Origin of the sequence: Streptomyces achromogenes, assembly GCF_030816715.1 — a bacterium.
In the GTDB taxonomy this organism is placed as follows: domain Bacteria; phylum Actinomycetota; class Actinomycetes; order Streptomycetales; family Streptomycetaceae; genus Streptomyces; species Streptomyces achromogenes_A.
In genome coordinates this window covers 696,470-711,774 of record NZ_JAUSYH010000001.1, presented here as the reverse complement: position 1 = coordinate 711,774, position 15,305 = coordinate 696,470, and the positions used below count along the sequence as shown (strand labels likewise).

The window sequence follows — 15,305 nt, the reverse complement described above, 5'->3', positions numbered from 1 at the left end:
CGCGAGGCTCAGTCCGACGCGCCGGCCGCCGGTTCCAGCAGCCGCTCGCGGTAGGCGATCGCCACAGCCTCGGTACGGCTCGCCGCACCGAGCTTGGCGAGGATGTTGGAGACGTGCACGCTCGCCGTCTTACCGCTGATGAACAGCTCCTCGCCGATCTGCCGGTTGCTGCGGCCGAGCCCGAGCAGCCGCAGCACCTCCCGCTCCCGCGCCGTCAGCGGCGTCGCACGGTCCCGGGCGTCCGCCGCTGCGCCCGCGAGGCGGCCGCGCCGGACCAGGGCGTCCACCCGCTCCCGCAGCGGGCCGGCCCCCAGTCGGACGGCCGTCTCCCGGGCCGCCCCGGCCTCGGCGGCGGCCTCCTCGCGGCGGCCGGCCGAGAGCAGGGCCTGCGCGTACCGGAGCCGGCACCGCGCGAGCTCGTACACGTCGCCCCGGCCGAACGCCGCGACGGCCTGTTTCCAGAGCGCCGGGTCCGGTCCCGCGGCGGCCCAGGCGCCTTCGGCCTCGGCGCGGGCCAGCCAGGCACGCCCCTCCGGCCCCTGCGGGCCGCCCGTCCCGCCGCGCAGGGCCACCGCCCGGGCGGGCTCCAGGAGTTCCGCGGCCACGGCCGCCCAGCGGCGGGCCGTCGCCTCGTCACCGGCGTGCCGCGCCTCGGCGGCCGCGTCGGCGACGGCCGTGAGGGCGAGCGCGGTGAGCCGTACGGTGGCGTCGGGGGGCGTGCCCGCCTCGTCCGTGAGGGACTCCACCGAGGACCGCAGCCGCGCCACCGCCGTCTCCGGGTCGCCGCTCGAGGCCGCCGCGTCCGTCAGCACGATGCCCGCGACGAGCGTCGCCATCCAGTCGAAGCGCCCCTCGAGCAGGCCCCGGGCCCGTTCGACGCCGCTCCGCTCGCCGCGCGCGAGAGCCACGTACAGCGTGGGGCCGACCGCGAAGCCGCCCGAGGCGGGCAGCACCGCCAGATCGACGGCCGCCGTGCGCAGACACTCGTCCCAGCGGCCCAGGGTGTAGAGCACGAGCAGCTGGAGATAGCGCATCTCCAGCGGGTACGGAGAGGACAGCAGCCCGGCGCGGCGGGCCCGGTCCAGGCCCTCGGCCAGCCAGGGCAGGCACTCCTGCGGTTCCCCGGCCTCGTAGGCGCCGATGGCCAGGGTGAACAGGGCGCGCATCTCCACGGAGGCGTTGCCGCCGAGCAGGGCGAGCGCACGCGCCTCCTCCAGACGGGCCCGGCCCTCGGGGGAGCGGCGGCCGTCGCCCTCCAGGTTGGCCAGCGAGACCAGCAGATCGGCGCGCGCGTCCGTCATGTCCAGCCGCTCCGCGACGTCCAGCGCCTGCCGTGCGACCCGCAGGGCGGTGACGGAGTCGCCGACCTGACGCGCCGCCAGCACATGGGTGGCCGCGGCCCACACCCAGGTGGGCGAGGGCGGTTCGGCGGGGATCATCGCCAGCGCCTCACTGCTGTAGGCGAAGGCGGCCGACAGACTGTCCACGTTCATCAGGGTGCCGGCGAGCGTGTACCGCACCCGCGCGGCGAGCTCGGAGTCCGCGTCCCGGCCGACGCCCGCGAGCGCGGACCGGGTCAGGGAGACGGCGCGATGCGCCTCTCCCGCGTGCGCGGCCGCCGCCGAGGCGCGCAGCATCAGCGTGACCCGGTCGGCCCCCTCGCCCGACGGCAGCGCCTCGGCGGGCACCGACTCCCACAGGTCGAGGACGGATTCCAGATGCCGCAGTTCCTCGGCCGGCGCCCCGACGTGCTGGGCGTGGTCGGCGGCCTCCAGCGAGGCCGCGAGGGCCTCGAGCAGGTCATGGCTCTCGCGGTAGTGGTGCGCCCGCTCCGCCGCCGTCTCGGCGCGCCGGCCCCGGCCGGCCAGCAGCCGGGCGAACGCGCCGTGCAGCCGGGCCCGTTCGCCCGGAAGCAGATCGGCGTACACCGCCTCGCGCGCGAGCGCGTGCCGGAAGGCGTACGTGCCGTCGTCGCCCGCGGCCAGCAGCCGGCGGCCGACGGCCTCGCGCAGCGCCGACTCCAGCTCGTCCTCCGGCAGGCCCATAGCGTCCCGCAGCAGGGCGTGCTCCACCCGCCGGCCGGCGACGGCGGCCGTCCGCAGCACCCGCTGCGCGGCGTCGGGGAGTTGCTCGACGCGGATGAGCAGCAGATCGGCCAGACCGCTGGGCATCCCGCCGGCCTCCGCACAGGCGGCGGCGGACAGCTCCTCCGCGTAGAAGGCGTTGCCCTCCGCGCGCGCCACGATCCCGCGCACCGTGGCGTCCGGGAGAGGCCGCTCCTCCAGGGACCGCACCAGGCGGGTCACCTCCGCGTCCGCCAGCGGCCGCAGTTCCAGCCGGTCCACGGCCGGCAGCCGTACCAGCTCCGCCAGCAGCGGGCGCAGCGGATGCCGACGGTGCAGGTCGTCCGCACGGTAGGAGGCCAGCACCGCCAGCCGGTGGCCCCGTCCGTCGCCCGCCGGCCGTTGCAGGAACCCGCGGCTGAGCAGGAAGCGCAGCAGGTCCCGGGAGGACTGGTCGGCCCAGTGCAGGTCCTCCAGGACGAGCAGCAGCGGAGCGGCCCGCGACAGGTCGGCCAGGAGCGCCGCCATCCCCTCGAACAGCCGCAGCCGGCCCTCTGCGCCGGCGGCGCGGGCGGGATCCCCGTCGTCCGGCGCGCCGCCGGAGCCCGCGCCCAGCAGCCGGCCGACCAGCGGATGCGCGGAGAGGACGGCGGCGAACCGCTCGTCGGCCGCCAGCGCGCCGAGGATCTCGGTGAACGGCAGATAGGGCAGGCCCACGTCGCCGAGGTCGACGCAGTGGCCGGTCAGCACGGTCAGGCCGGACTGCGCGGCTCGCGCTGCGACCTCCCCGAGCACACGGGTCTTGCCGACGCCCGCGTCCCCGGCGAGCAGCACGGCCCGCGCCTCGCCGTCGCGGGCGCGCTCCAGCACGCCGAAGAGCCGGGCGAGTTCCTCTTCCCGGCCGATGAACGGAGTGCTGAACACGGTCTGCGACACGCCTCCATCCTGGCACGCGCCACCGACGAGGCGGGCCGCGACCAGGGACGGAGGCCGGGAGCGAGGACCTGGCGGCGTCAGCGGTGCAGGGATCGCGCCCAGTCCCGCGGCACCCGCCCGGCGGGCCCCGGCGTCGGCTGGTCCACGGGGTGGCTGAGCGGCGGGGCCAGTTCCGGCCCCGACTCGTAGAGCTCGTCGCTGGAGTAGTCCCAGAACCACTCCTCGCCGGGCTCGAAGCTGCGGACCAGGGGGTGCCCGGTCGTCTTGTGGTGGGGCGGTGGCGTGCTGGGCGGGGGAGGAGTCGCAGCAGCCGACGTGCCCGCAGCTCGCGCAGCGCCTCAGGTGGAACCACCAGCCGCCCGCGGCGTCGCAGTCGACGCAGCCGTCACCGCTGGGCGGGACGCTCGGGTCGATGCCGTCCACGTCGGTCATACGGGCTCCTCGGGGGTCTCGGGGTCCTGGTCGCCGTCGCCGTCGCCGTCGGCGCCGGGGTCGGGGGCGGTCAGCGGCAGCAGGACCTGGAAACGGGTGTCGCCCGGCACGGACTCGACGTGCAGGCCGCCGTGGTGCTTGTTGACGACGATCCGCCACGAGATGTCCAGGCCCAGACCGGTGCCCTCGCCCACCGGCTTGGTGGTGAAGAACGGGTCGAAGATGCGGCTCCGGATGTCCGGCGGGATGCCGGGGCCGGTGTCACGGAACTCCACCAGCAGCCGGTCGCCCTCCCGCGCGGTCCGCACCGTCAGCGTGCCTTCGCCGCCGGCGCTGTCGACGGCGAACACGGCGTTGTCGACGAGGTTGGTCCACACCTGGTTGAGCTCGGCCGGGTAGGCGGGGATCTTCGGCAGCGTGCGGTCGTAGTCCTTGACGACCTGGATGCGCCGGCCGATCTTGCCGCCGAGCATCAGCAGGGTGGAGTCGAGGAGTTCGTGCACGTCGACGACCCGGTAGGGGGCGCGGTCGAGCTGGGAGTACTGCTTGGCGGCGTCGACGAGATGGGAGATCCGGTTGGTCGAGTCGTCGATCTCGTCCATCAACAGCTCGGTCTCGACCGTGTAGTTGAGCCATCCGATCGCGCCCGGCAGGATGTCCTCGTCGACGGCGTCCGCCACCTGCTCCAGCCAGTCCACGTCGAGTCCGGCCTGCACGAAGGTCGGAGCGATCCGCCAGCCCTCCGCGATGTCGTGGTCGTCCAGCCAGTCGGCGAGCGCGTCCTCCCGGTCGGAGGCCTCCAGCGGACTCAACGGCGGTGCCTTGGCGACCAGTTCGGCGGTGCGCTCCTGTATCTCGATCAGCCGGGTGAGCGCCGCCGGCTCGTAGCCGCCGGAGGCGATCACGGCCAGCTTGTGCCGCATCTTCGCCACCCGTTCGCGCAGCGTGGCGGTGGCCCGCACGGCCGCCGCCGCCGGGTTGTTCAGCTCGTGCGTGAGACCGGCCGACAGCGAGCCCAGCGCCAGCAGCCGTTCGCGCTGGCCGACGGCCCGCTGGGTGTTCTTCGAACCGAAGAACAGCCCCTCCAGCAGGTGGGCCGCCATCGGGAACCACTCCCGCATGACCGCCGAGAAGGACTCGGCGGGCAGCACGAAGAACCGGGTCGGCTCCGTCACCCGCATCGAGTTCTGGTAGACCTGAGGCACCCGGTCGCCCAGGTAGGCCTGCATGGCCCCGGCGTACACCCCGCGCTGGGAGGTGCGGCTGACCTCGATGTCGTCCCCGCCGACCCGCCGGTACATCACGACCGAGCCCTCGAGCATCACGTAGAAGCAGGTCGCCGGATCACCCTCGGTGTACACCGGGCCGGGCTCGAACTTCTCCACCCGCCCCTCGCCGCACAGCCGTCCCAGCTGGTCGGGGGAGAGCTTCTCGAACAGGAACAGCGAGCTGATCTCGGCCGGGCTGCACGGCATCAGCCGCCCGCTCACGACTGCTCCAGGTACCGGTGGACGAGCATCACGGCCATGGCTCCCTCTCCGACGGCGGACGCGACGCGTTTCGCGGACTCGGCGCGCGCGTCGCCCGCCACGAACACGCCGGGGATGCTGGTCTCCAGGTGGTACGGCGGCCGGTCCAGCTCCCACTCCGCCGGCGGCCGCCCGTCCGGCGTGAGGTCGGGGCCGGCGAGGATGAAGCCGCGCTCGTCGCGCAGCACCGCGCCGTCCAGCCAGCCGGTCAGCGGGGCCGCGCCGATGAACACGAACAGCCACTGCGCGTCGACGAGTTCGCTCTGCCCGGTGGCCACGTCCCGCAGCGTCAGCTGCTCCAGATGCCCCTCCCCGTGCGCGCTCTCGACGACCGTCCGGGCGCGCACCGAGATGTTGGGCGCCTCCTCGATCTGCTGGATCAGGTAGTGCGACATCGACGCCGTGAGCGACTCCCCGCGCACCAGCAGCGTCACGGACTTGGCGCCCCGCGACAGGTACATCGCCGCCTGCCCGGCCGAGTTGGCGCCGCCCACGATGTACACGTCGTGCCCCTGACAGGAGGCCGCCTCCGTGAGCGCGGACCCGTAGAACACCCCGCAGCCGGTCAGGTCGTCGCAGCCGGGCGCCGCCAGCTGCCGGTAGGACACGCCCGTCGCGAGGATCACACTGTGCGCGGCCACCGCCGAGCCGTCCGAGAAGCGCACCACCCGAGCCGAACCGTTGACCTCGAGTCCGGTCACCTCGCGTGCGGTGAGGATCTCCGCGCCGAACTTGGCGGCCTGGCGGCGCGCCCGCTCGGTGAGCTGGCCTCCGGACACTCCGTCCGGGAAGCCCAGGTAGTTCTCGATGCGGGAGCTCTGCCCGGCCTGGCCGCCGGTCGCCGAGCGTTCCACGAGCACCGTCCGCAAGCCCTCGGAGGCCCCGTACACGGCCGCGCCGAGCCCGGCCGGGCCGCCGCCGATCACCACCAGGTCGTAGAACTCGGCCGTCGGCGTGGTAGCCAGCCCCACCTGCGCGGCCAGCTCGGGCGCGTCCGGCTCGACGAGGGGGGTGCCCTCCGCGGTGACCACCAGCGGGAGGCGCTGCCCGTCCACGCCGGCCGCGGCCAGCAGCCGCTGCCCCTCGGGCTCGTCGGCGGAGTACCAGCGGTAGGGCACCTGGTTGCGGGCCAGGAACTCCCGCACCTCGGAGGACCGCGCCGACCAGCGATGCCCGACGACCTTGGTGGCGGGCACGGGCCGGTAGTCGCTGGCGCGCCAGGCGTCCAGCAGGTCGTCCAGCACCGGGTAGAGCTTCTCCTCCGGCGGGTCCCACGGCTTGAGCAGGTAGTGGTCGAGGTCGACGACGTTGATCGCGTCGATCGCGGCGCTCGTGTCCGCGTAGGCGGTCAGCAGCACCCGCCGGGCGCCCGGATACACGTCCAGCGCCTGTTCGAGGAACTCGATGCCGTTCATCTGCGGCATCCGGTAGTCGGCCAGGATCACCGCCACCAGGTCGCCGCGCAGCTTCAGCTCGCGCAGCGCCTCCAGTGCGGACTCCCCGGACTCGGCGCGCACGATCCGGTACCCGGCGCCGTAGCGGCGCCGCAGGTCACGGGCGACGGCACGGGATACACCCGGGTCGTCGTCCACGGTCAGGATGACGGTCCGCGCCGAATCGGCGGCCTGTGCCATACGTCTCCCACCCCGAGAGGGTCGTCGTTCGTGGCGGCACGGCGAAGACCGCGCCGGCTGTGCCCATCGTATGTTCGATCGCCCCGGTCCGCTCCGGGACACCGGCGGAGCGCGCCGCGAGGTCGGTACCGGGCGCCCCCGGTCAAGAAGGCCGCCGTTCGCCCAGGACGCAGAACTCGTTGCCCTCCGGGTCGGCCAGCACCACCCACGGCTGCTCGCCCTGGCCGATGTCCACGTGCCGGGCCCCCAGCGAGACCAGACGGGCGACCTCGGCGTCCCGGTCGTCCGGCCGGAAGTCCAGGTGGAGCCGGTTCTTGACCGTCTTCGCCTCCGGCGCCCGGCCGAACAGCAGGCCCGGCAGCCGGTCCCGCTCCGGTCGGATCTCGTACTCGTCGGGCGAGTCGTCGACCACGACCCATCCGAGGGCCGCCGCCCACCAGCGCCCGAGCGCCACCGGATCGGCCGAGTCGACGATCACTTGCTCCCACTCCAAAGCCATGCCCGCAGCGTAGTGAAGACTGGGGCCGGACGGATGTGATCACGACACGAGGAGGCGGCGGGATGACGGGCCCGATCACAGCAGGGGTCGACGGGACGGACGAGAGCCTCGCGGCGCTCGCCTGGGCGGCCCGCGAGGCCGTCCGGCGCGACCTGGAGCTGCGGGTGGTGCACGCCTGGCGGTTCCAGCCGAACGCGGCGCAGGACGTGGCAGACCGGGACGCGCAGGAACGCTGGGTGCGGGACGCGGCCGAGCGGAGCGTCGCGGAGATCGCCGAGCGCCACCCCGGACTGACCGTCGCCACCGACGTCCGCGAGGGCGGCCCGGTCGAGACGCTGGTCGCCGCGGCGGCGGAGGCGGAGCTGCTGGTGCTCGGCTCCCGCGGGCACGGGCCGGTGGTCGGGTTCCTGCTGGGCTCGGTCGGCCAGCAGGTGATCGCCGAGGCCGCGCGCCCGGTGGTGCTGGTGCGTGCGGGCGACCGGGCCTCGGCCGAGGCCGGCGGTCAGGAGATCGTCGTCGGGCAGCAGGGCGACCCCGAGGACAGCGCCCATGCGCTGCGATTCGCCTTCGAGACCGCCGTGGCCCGGGGCGCGGCCGTGCGGGCCGTGCGGGCCTGGACGCTGCCGCCCGTGTTCGCCTACAGCCCCGGCTCGCTCCGGCTCGCCGACGAAGCCGGCGGTCTCGAGCCGTACGAGAAGAAGGCGCTGGCCGCGGCCCTGGAGCCGTGGCGGGAGCGGTTCCCGGACGTGCCCGTGGTGGAGCACGTGGAGATGGGCAGCGCCGGGCAGGTGCTGCTCTCGGTGTCCGGCCGGGCGCAGCTGATGGTGGTCGGCAGACGCGCCCACCGCACGGCCGTGGGCGCCAGGATCGGCTCGGTGGCGCACGGCGTCCTGCATCACGCGGACTGCCCGGTCGCCGTCGTGCCGCAGGGCTGACGCGGCGCTGAGCGGGGGCCGAGGCGGGGCTGACCGGGGCCTGCTCACTCCGGCAGCGTCGGTTCCAGGGTCTCGCGTGCCTTGGGCAGGATGTTCGTGATGTAGTCGGCGACCACCGTGTCGAGCCCGATGTCGTGCTGCGCGCGCTCCGAGAGGTACCAGCGGTGTTCCAGCAGCTCGTGGTAGATCTCCGCCGGGTCCATGGAGCCGCGCAGTTCGAGGGGGACCTCGCGCACGGTGGGCCGGAACACGTCCCGCACCCAGCGGTGCGCCAGCACCTCCGGGCGGGCCGCGAGGGGGTCGCCCGGGGCGTAGTCGTCCTGGGTGGCCATCCAGCTCTCGAGGTCGCTGAGCAGCCGCCGGGCCTGGTTCTCCTCGGTGTCCAGGCCGGTCAGCCGCAGCAGCTGGCGCTGGTGGTGGCCGGCGTCCACGACCTTCGGCACGAAGGCCACCGAGTCGCCGTTGGAGGAGTGCTCGATCTGCATCTCGGCGACGTCGAAGCCGAGCTCGTTGAGCCGGCGGATGCGGCGCTCGATGTAGTGGTACTTGCCCGCCGGGTACACCGAGGTGCGGGTCAGCTCCTGCCACAGCGCCCCGTAGCGGCCGCAGATCTCGGTGCCGAACTCGATCGGGTCCACGGACGGGTGCAGCGCCCCCGAGGCCTCCAGGTCGAGCAGCTCGCCGCTGATGTTGACCCGGGCGAGGTCGAGGTCGTAGTCGCGCTGGCCGGGGCTGAGCTGCGGGTGCAGGTCACCGGTCTCGGCGTCCACGAGGTAGGCGGCGTAGGCGCCCGCGTCCCGCCGGAACAGCGTGTTGGACAGCGAGCAGTCGCCCCACGCGAAACCGGCCAGGTGCAGCCGCACCAGCAGCACGGCGAGGGCGTCCATCAGCCGGTGCATGGTCGCCGGGCGCATCGTCGTCTCGAACATCGACCGGTACGGCAGCGAACCGCCCAGATGCCGGGTGACCAGCACCGGCTCCAGGGAGCCCCCGCCCGGGCCGGTGCGGCCGGTGACCACGGCAAGCGGGTCGACGGAGGGGATGCCGAGCCGGTCCAGGTCGCGCAGCAGCTCGTACTCGCGCAGCGCCGGCCGTTCGGCGAGCTCCTTGACGGCGATGACCTCGTCGCCGGCCCGGGCGTAGCGCACCACGTGGCGGGAGATGCCGCGCGGCAGCGGGACGAGGACCTCCTCGGGCCATTCCTCCAGGGGCAGGTGCCAGGGCAGCTCCAGCAGGAGTGCCGGGTGCTCCGGGTTGGTGGCGCTGATCTGCAAAGCCATGGCCCGACCTTAGACGGCGCGTTCGCGGGCCAGCTCGGCCGCCGCCCGCACGGACCCCTCGTGCAGCGGGCCGTGCCCGGGCAGCAGCCGGTCGGCCGCCAGGCCGCCGATCACGTCCAGCGACGCGACGGCGCGGGCCCGCTCGTGGTGGAACATGTCCGGCAGCAGCTGCGGCCCCTTCACCCGTGAGGTCGCGTGACCGCTGACCAGCGCGTCGCCGGAGACGACGATCCCCGTCCGCGGCAGGTGGTACACCGTGTGGCCGTCGGTGTGGCCCGGGGTGTGCACGGGCACAGGCCGGCCGGGCAGGTCGAGTGGGCCGTCGGCGACCGGGAACGCCTCGGGCGCGGTGACCGGGTGCTGTTCGGTGCCGCCGGAGCGCAGCACGTGCACCAGCCACGGCACGACACCGGGCCGCCAGGCGTTCCGCAGGACCGCCCCGACGCTCACCTGCTGGAGGAACTCCCGGCGGGCGTGCGGGACTTCGGCCTCGTGCAGATAGACCGGGACGCCGTACACCGAGCGCAGGTGCTCGGCGGAGCCCAGGTGGTCGTTGTGGGCGTGGGTGATCAGTACGGCCGTGAGCGCCTCGGGCGAACCGCCCACCGCCGCAAGGGAGTCGAGGACCTGCTCGCGGTCGCCCGGGTATCCGGTGTCGATCAGGGTGAGGGCGTCCCCTTCGGAGAGGATCACCCAGTTGGTGTGCGAGCCGTGCACCAGGTAGGTGCCGTCCGCCACTTGCCGTACGTCTGCCCGCATGGCCGTCCCCGTGTCCTGGAGGTTCGTCGTCCTGGAGGTTCGTGCTCGACGGGGGACAGCAAAGCAGATCACCCGACGGATGCGGACGGCGGGGTTCCGAGTCGGCCGCACCCGCGAACGGCCGCCCGCGGCCGGTGTGCCGCGCACGCGCCCGGTGTCAGCGCACCCCGCGCGGGCGGAACTGGACGCTGATGCGCGGCCCCGCGGCGCGGCCGGACTTGGGGACGCAGTGCTCCCAGGTCCGCTGGCAGGAGCCGCCCATCACGATCAGGTCGCCGTGGCCGAGCGGGCGCCGCACCGTCCCGCCCGCGCCCCCGCCCGCGGGGCGCAGCAGCAGGTCGCGAGGGGAGCCCACGGAGACGATCGCGACCATCGTGTCCCGGTCGGCGCCGCGGCCGATGCGGTCGCCGTGCCAGGCGACGCTGTCGTGGCCGTCGCGGTAGTGGCAGAGGCCGGCGGTGACGAACGGTTCGCCCAGTTCCCCGGCGTAGTGCGCGGACAGTGCCCGGCGGGCCTCGTCCAGCACCGGATGGGGCAGCGCCGCGCCCTCGCCGTAGAACGCCAGCAGACGCGGGACGGCGACGACGTTGTCGTACATCCTGCGCTGCTCGGCGCGCCAGGGGACCTCGGCCGCGAGGTGGGCGAACAGGGTGTCCGAGCCGGTGAGCCAGCCCGGCAGTACGTCGATCCAGGCGCCCGCGCCGAGCACGGTGCGGCGCAGGCCGTCGAGGGGACCGAGGCGCGGATCGTCGCTCTGGTCGAAGAGGGAGCCCTGGAGGTGGTGCGCGGTCATGGTCCCAGCGTACGCCCGAATCGAAAACCTGTTCGTTCCGGCACGCCTGCGGGGGCGGGGCCGTTCGGCGGCCCCTTTCGATACATCGGTGTATCGGATACATTCGCGTATCGAACGGAGGTGCGGCCATGGCAGCCCGGCAGACGACGGGACGCGTCACCCGGCGCCGCGTCCGCACCCGCGCCAACCTGCTCGACGCCGCCTTCGCCGTGTTCGCCGCCAAGGGCTTCGGCCGGGTCTCCATCGAGGAGGTCTGCGAGGCCGCCGGCTACAGCAGGGGCGCCTTCTACTCCAACTTCGGCAGCCTCGACGAACTGTTCTTCGCCCTCTACCAGGAGCGCGCGGACGTCATCGCCCGGCAGGTCGCCGACGCCCTCGCCGGCGACGGTCCCGACCTCGACGTGCCGGCCTCCGTGGACCGCGTCACCGAGGTGCTCCTCCTCGACCTGGACTGGCTGCTGGTCAAGACGGACTTCCTGGTGCACGCCGCCCGCGACCCGGCCGTCGCGCGGACCCTGCTCGAACACCGGGCCCGGCTGCGCCGCGCGATCGCCGACCGGCTGTCCCGGGCCCAAGGCCACACCCCCCTGCCCGCCGTGCTTCGCGACGGCGACCACGCCGCCCGCGCGGTGGTCGCCGCCTACGACGGAGTCACCACCCAACTGCTGCTGGACAAGGACGTGAACAGCGCCCGCGCCTGGCTGAAGCAACTGCTCACCGCGCTGCTCACCGACGGCAGCGGACACCACGCCTGACACCCACGCGCACCACCACCACAGACAGACTCAGACGGTCTGAGACAGACTCGGACAGAAGGGCAACGGTCGCCATGGACGCGGACGTCATCGTCGTCGGAGCGGGCCTCGCCGGCCTGGTCGCGGCGCACGAACTCACCAGCAGAGGCAGGCGGGTCGCCCTGGTCGACCAGGAGAACGCCGCCAACCTCGGCGGCCAGGCGTTCTGGTCCTTCGGCGGGCTCTTCCTCGTCGACTCCCCGGAGCAGCGCCGCCTCGGCATCAAGGACTCCTTCGACCTCGCCTGGAACGACTGGCAGGGCAGCGCGCAGTTCGACCGGACCGAGGACGAGGACTCCTGGGCGGTGCGCTGGGCGCGCGCCTACGTGGAGTGGGCGGCGGGGGAGAAGCGCAGCTGGCTCGCCGGGCACGGGATCTCCTTCGTGCCGACCGTCGGCTGGGCCGAACGCGGCGATCTGCGCGCCGACGGGCACGGCAACTCCGTACCCCGCTTCCACGTCGCGTGGGGGACGGGCACCGGCGTCGTCGATCCGTTCGTCCGGTACGCCAAGCAGGCCGCCCGCGACGGGCTGCTGACCTTCCACCACCGCCACCGCGTGGACGCGCTGGTCATGGAGGACGGCGCCGCCCGCGGCGTGCGCGGCACGGTCCTCGCCCCCGACGACTCCGCGCGCGGCGTCGCCTCCAGCCGCGATCCGCTCGGCGACTTCGAGCTGACCGCCCGGGCCGTGGTCGTCACCAGCGGCGGCATCGGCGCCGACCACGACATCGTGCGGCGCTACTGGCCCGAGCGCCTCGGCACGCCCCCCGCCGAGATGGTGACCGGCGTGCCCGCCTACGTCGACGGCCGGATGCTCGACATCAGCGCCGAGGCCGGCGTCCGGCTGGTCAACCGCGACCGCATGTGGCACTACACCGAGGGCGTCCAGAACTGGGACCCCATCTGGCCCGGCCACGGCATCCGCATCCTGCCCGGCCCGTCCTCCCTGTGGTTCGACGCCCTCGGCCGCCGGCTGCCCGACCCGTGCCTGCCCGGCTACGACACCCTCGGCACGCTCAAGTACCTGCGCACGACGGAGGACATCGCCGGACACGACCACTCCTGGTTCATCCTCACCCGCCGGATCATCGAGAAGGAGTTCGCGCTGTCGGGCTCCGAGCAGAACCCCGACATCACCGCCAAGGACCGCCGGGCCGTGCTGCGCGACCGGCTGCTCGGCAAGGGCGCCCCGGCGCCGGTGCAGGCGTTCCTCGACCACGGCGCGGACTTCGTGATCGCCGACACCCTCGACGACCTCGTCGGGAAGATGAACGCGCTGACCGACAAGCCGCTGCTCGACGTGGAAGGACTGCGCCGGCAGATCCAGGCCCGCGACCTGCAGATCGCCAACCCGTACAGCAAGGACGCCCAGGTCCAGGGCATGCGCAACGCCCGCCGCTACATCGGCGACCGGCTCGGCCGCGTCGCCACCCCGCACCGCGTCCTCGACCCCGAGGCCGGCCCGCTGATCGCCGTCAAGCTGCACGTCCTCACCCGCAAGACGCTCGGCGGCATCCAGACCGACCTCGACTCACGCGCCCTGGGCGCCGACGGGCAGCCGGTCGAGGGCCTGTACGCGGCGGGCGAGGTGGCCGGCTTCGGCGGTGGCGGCGTCCACGGCTACAACGCCCTCGAAGGCACCTTCCTCGGCGGCTGCCTCTTCTCCGGGCGGGCGGCGGGACGGGCCGCGGCGAAGCAGACCGGCTGAGCCGTCAGTGCTGGTCCGCCTCCAGCAGGCGGACCAGCACCGCCGTGTGGCTCTGCTCCGGTGACTTCGCGGAGGTGAGCAGCGTCACCGGTCCCTTCGCCATCAACCCGCGTACGTGGTCGAGGAGTTCGGATGCCTCGGGCTCGGTGAGCTCCGCCTCGTAACGGCGGGCGAACTCCTCGTGGGAGCCCTCGCCCGCGTGGTACCAACGGCGCAGCTCCGTGGACGGGGTGAGTCCCTTGGGCCACTCGTCGACGCGAGCCGCCTCCTTGGACACCCCACGCGGCCACAGCCGGTCGACCAGCACCCGCACGCCGTCCTCCGGCTCGGGCGGGTCGTAGACGCGACGTACGCGGACCTTCATGATGGCCGTCCTCGGGTTGGCGGATCATGTCGATCGTAGGCCCGGGGCGCCCGAGGGCACCGTTCGGCTTGACCTGAATGAGGGGGAACACGGCGGCGTCCGGTCCTAGTCTGAGGACGTTTGATCACACGCCACCCCCCCAGGAGCGCACGTGACACATCCCCGCAGACGCCCCACCGCCCTGCTGCGCCGTGAAACCGTCGCCGCCACCGTCCCCGTCGCCGTGGCGGCGCTGCTGGCCGTGGCGGGACCCGCCACCGCGGCCGGACCGACAGGCGCGGCCGGCGTCGGCGACGCCTACTTCCCGCTGGCCGGCAACGGCGGCTACCACGTGACCCACTACGACCTGACCCTCCGTTACGACCCCGGCAGCCGCCGCCTCGACGGCAGGGCGGTCCTCACCGCCCGCGCCACCCAGCGGCTCACCCGCTTCGACCTCGACTTCCAGGGGCTGAAGGTCACCGGCCTGACGGTCGATCACGTCAAGGCCGCACACCGCCGCCAGGGCCAGGAACTCGTCGTCACCCCGAAACGCGCGCTGCGCAAGGGCGAGCGCTTCCAGGTCACCGTCACCTACAAAGGCACCCCCGGCCCGGTCACCGACCCCGACGGCTCCCTGGACGGCTGGATCCCCACCGACGACGGCGCCTTCGTCGCCGGTGAGCCGCAGGGCGCCATGACCTGGTTCCCGGCGAACAACCACCCCCTCGACAAGTCCTCCTACGACTTCACCATCACCGTCCCCGCCGGCCGCGCCGCCGTCGCCAACGGCGTCCTGCTCGGACAGCGCACCGCGCACGGCAGGACCACCTACCGCTGGCGGCAGCAGGAGCCCATGGCCGCCTACCTCGCCACCGCGACCGTCGGGAAGTTCCAGGTCGAGCAGTACACCACCCGCGACGGACTCAGGGTCTACAACGCCGTCGACCCGCGCGAGGCCGCGGCCGCCGCGCCGGTGCTGAAGAAACTGCCGTCCGTGCTGGAGTGGGAGAGCCGGCTGTTCGGGCCCTACCCGTTCCGCGCCGCCGGGTCGATCGTCGACCACGCGCCGAACGTCGGCTACGCCCTGGAGACCCAGACCCGGCCGGTGTACGACCGGGCGCCCTCCCTGAGCACCCTCGTCCACGAGAGCGCCCACCAGTGGTTCGGCGACTCCGTATCCCTCACCTCCTGGAAGGACATCTGGCTCAACGAGGGCTTCGCCACCTACGCCGAGTGGCTCTACGCCGAGCAGCACGGCGGCGACAGCGCCCAGAAGACCTTCGACGGCCTGTACGCCCTCCCGGCCACCGACGAGCTGTGGGCGTTCCCGCCCGGCGACCCCGGCAGCGGCGCGAACATCTTCGACACCCCGGTCTACGCCCGCGGCGCCATGACCCTGCATGTCCTGCGCACCACCGTCGGGGACCGCGCCTTCTTCCGCGTCCTGCGCGCCTGGGCGGCCGCCCACCGCAACGGCAACGGCACCACCGCCCAGTTCGAACGCCTCGCGGAACGGACGTCCGGCAAGGACCTCGGCGACCTGTTCCGGACCTGGCTCTACGGCCGGGGCAAGCCCGTCACGCCGTAGGCGGCGAA

General features: G+C 73.8%; 12 protein-coding genes and 1 pseudogene. 4 read left to right on the top strand and 9 right to left on the bottom strand.

Features of this window, described 5'->3' with window-relative positions:
- Nucleotides 1-8 precede the first annotated feature (8 nt).
- From QF032_RS03185 to QF032_RS03165, 5 genes and pseudogenes are all read right to left on the bottom strand, one after another.
- Nucleotides 9-2,999 carry an ATP-binding protein gene (locus QF032_RS03185; RefSeq protein ID WP_307054795.1) on the bottom strand — a complete coding sequence of 997 codons (2,991 nt, stop codon included), beginning with the start codon at nt 2,997-2,999 and terminating at the stop codon, nt 9-11.
- Nucleotides 3,000-3,076: 77 nt separating this feature from the next.
- Nucleotides 3,077-3,431 (bottom strand): annotated as a pseudogene (locus tag QF032_RS03180) (UBP-type zinc finger domain-containing protein).
- On the bottom strand, nt 3,428-4,906 hold the full coding sequence (locus tag QF032_RS03175; RefSeq protein ID WP_373430459.1) for an ATP-binding protein: 1,479 nt from the start codon (nt 4,904-4,906) through the stop codon (nt 3,428-3,430). Before QF032_RS03175 ends, QF032_RS03180 begins: the two are co-directional and overlap by 4 nt.
- 11 nt (nt 4,907-4,917) lie before the next feature.
- Entirely contained in the window at nt 4,918-6,594 is a 1,677-nt protein-coding gene (locus QF032_RS03170; protein ID WP_307039778.1) for an FAD-dependent oxidoreductase, read from the bottom strand.
- Between the two features lie 142 nt (nt 6,595-6,736).
- Entirely contained in the window at nt 6,737-7,093 is a 357-nt protein-coding gene (locus QF032_RS03165; protein WP_306955079.1) for a VOC family protein, read from the bottom strand.
- A 62-nt stretch (nt 7,094-7,155) separates the two neighbouring features.
- Here QF032_RS03165 and QF032_RS03160 point away from each other — a divergent pair, with 62 nt between their 5' ends.
- Nucleotides 7,156-8,028 carry a universal stress protein gene (locus tag QF032_RS03160; protein WP_306955081.1) on the top strand — a complete coding sequence of 291 codons (873 nt, stop codon included), beginning with the start codon at nt 7,156-7,158 and terminating at the stop codon, nt 8,026-8,028.
- A 44-nt stretch (nt 8,029-8,072) separates the two neighbouring features.
- Here QF032_RS03160 and QF032_RS03155 read toward each other — a convergent pair whose 3' ends face one another.
- From QF032_RS03155 to QF032_RS03145, 3 genes are all read right to left on the bottom strand, one after another.
- Nucleotides 8,073-9,308 carry a DUF4032 domain-containing protein gene (locus QF032_RS03155; protein WP_306955082.1) on the bottom strand — a complete coding sequence of 412 codons (1,236 nt, stop codon included), beginning with the start codon at nt 9,306-9,308 and terminating at the stop codon, nt 8,073-8,075.
- 9 nt (nt 9,309-9,317) lie between these two features.
- Complete coding sequence (locus QF032_RS03150) at nt 9,318-10,067, bottom strand: MBL fold metallo-hydrolase (RefSeq protein WP_307039774.1); 750 nt, start codon at nt 10,065-10,067, stop codon at nt 9,318-9,320.
- A gap of 157 nt (nt 10,068-10,224) precedes the next feature.
- Entirely contained in the window at nt 10,225-10,860 is a 636-nt protein-coding gene (locus QF032_RS03145) for an alpha-ketoglutarate-dependent dioxygenase AlkB (protein ID WP_307039772.1), read from the bottom strand.
- A 128-nt stretch (nt 10,861-10,988) separates the two neighbouring features.
- Here QF032_RS03145 and QF032_RS03140 point away from each other — a divergent pair, with 128 nt between their 5' ends.
- Together QF032_RS03140 and QF032_RS03135 are read left to right on the top strand one after the other, a co-directional pair.
- Nucleotides 10,989-11,615, top strand: coding sequence for a TetR/AcrR family transcriptional regulator (locus QF032_RS03140; protein ID WP_307039770.1), 627 nt, complete (start codon nt 10,989-10,991; stop codon nt 11,613-11,615).
- Between the two features lie 74 nt (nt 11,616-11,689).
- Nucleotides 11,690-13,363, top strand: coding sequence for an FAD-binding dehydrogenase (locus tag QF032_RS03135; protein WP_307039768.1), 1,674 nt, complete (start codon nt 11,690-11,692; stop codon nt 13,361-13,363).
- A 4-nt stretch (nt 13,364-13,367) separates the two neighbouring features.
- Here QF032_RS03135 and QF032_RS03130 read toward each other — a convergent pair whose 3' ends face one another.
- Nucleotides 13,368-13,727 (bottom strand): DUF488 domain-containing protein, encoded by a 360-nt coding sequence (locus QF032_RS03130; RefSeq protein WP_306955089.1) that lies wholly within the window; start codon nt 13,725-13,727, stop codon nt 13,368-13,370.
- A gap of 151 nt (nt 13,728-13,878) precedes the next feature.
- Here QF032_RS03130 and QF032_RS03125 point away from each other — a divergent pair, with 151 nt between their 5' ends.
- Nucleotides 13,879-15,297 carry a M1 family metallopeptidase gene (locus QF032_RS03125; protein WP_307054790.1) on the top strand — a complete coding sequence of 473 codons (1,419 nt, stop codon included), beginning with the start codon at nt 13,879-13,881 and terminating at the stop codon, nt 15,295-15,297.
- Nucleotides 15,298-15,305: the final 8 nt, after the last annotated feature.

Bases quoted from the DNA above. Each gene is read 5' to 3' on its own strand.
- QF032_RS03150 (WP_307039774.1), bottom strand. From the start codon at position 10,067: ATGCGGGCAGACGTACGGCAAGTGGCGGACGGCACCTACCTGGTGCAC.
- QF032_RS03155 (WP_306955082.1), bottom strand. From the start codon at position 9,308: ATGGCTTTGCAGATCAGCGCCACCAACCCGGAGCACCCGGCACTCCTG.
- QF032_RS03145 (WP_307039772.1), bottom strand. From the start codon at position 10,860: ATGACCGCGCACCACCTCCAGGGCTCCCTCTTCGACCAGAGCGACGAT.
- QF032_RS03130 (WP_306955089.1), bottom strand. From the start codon at position 13,727: ATGAAGGTCCGCGTACGTCGCGTCTACGACCCGCCCGAGCCGGAGGAC.
- QF032_RS03170 (WP_307039778.1), bottom strand. From the start codon at position 6,594: ATGGCACAGGCCGCCGATTCGGCGCGGACCGTCATCCTGACCGTGGAC.
- QF032_RS03135 (WP_307039768.1), top strand. From the start codon at position 11,690: ATGGACGCGGACGTCATCGTCGTCGGAGCGGGCCTCGCCGGCCTGGTC.
- QF032_RS03160 (WP_306955081.1), top strand. From the start codon at position 7,156: ATGACGGGCCCGATCACAGCAGGGGTCGACGGGACGGACGAGAGCCTC.
- QF032_RS03175 (WP_373430459.1), bottom strand. From the start codon at position 4,906: ATGCCGTGCAGCCCGGCCGAGATCAGCTCGCTGTTCCTGTTCGAGAAG.
- QF032_RS03165 (WP_306955079.1), bottom strand. From the start codon at position 7,093: ATGGCTTTGGAGTGGGAGCAAGTGATCGTCGACTCGGCCGATCCGGTG.
- QF032_RS03140 (WP_307039770.1), top strand. From the start codon at position 10,989: ATGGCAGCCCGGCAGACGACGGGACGCGTCACCCGGCGCCGCGTCCGC.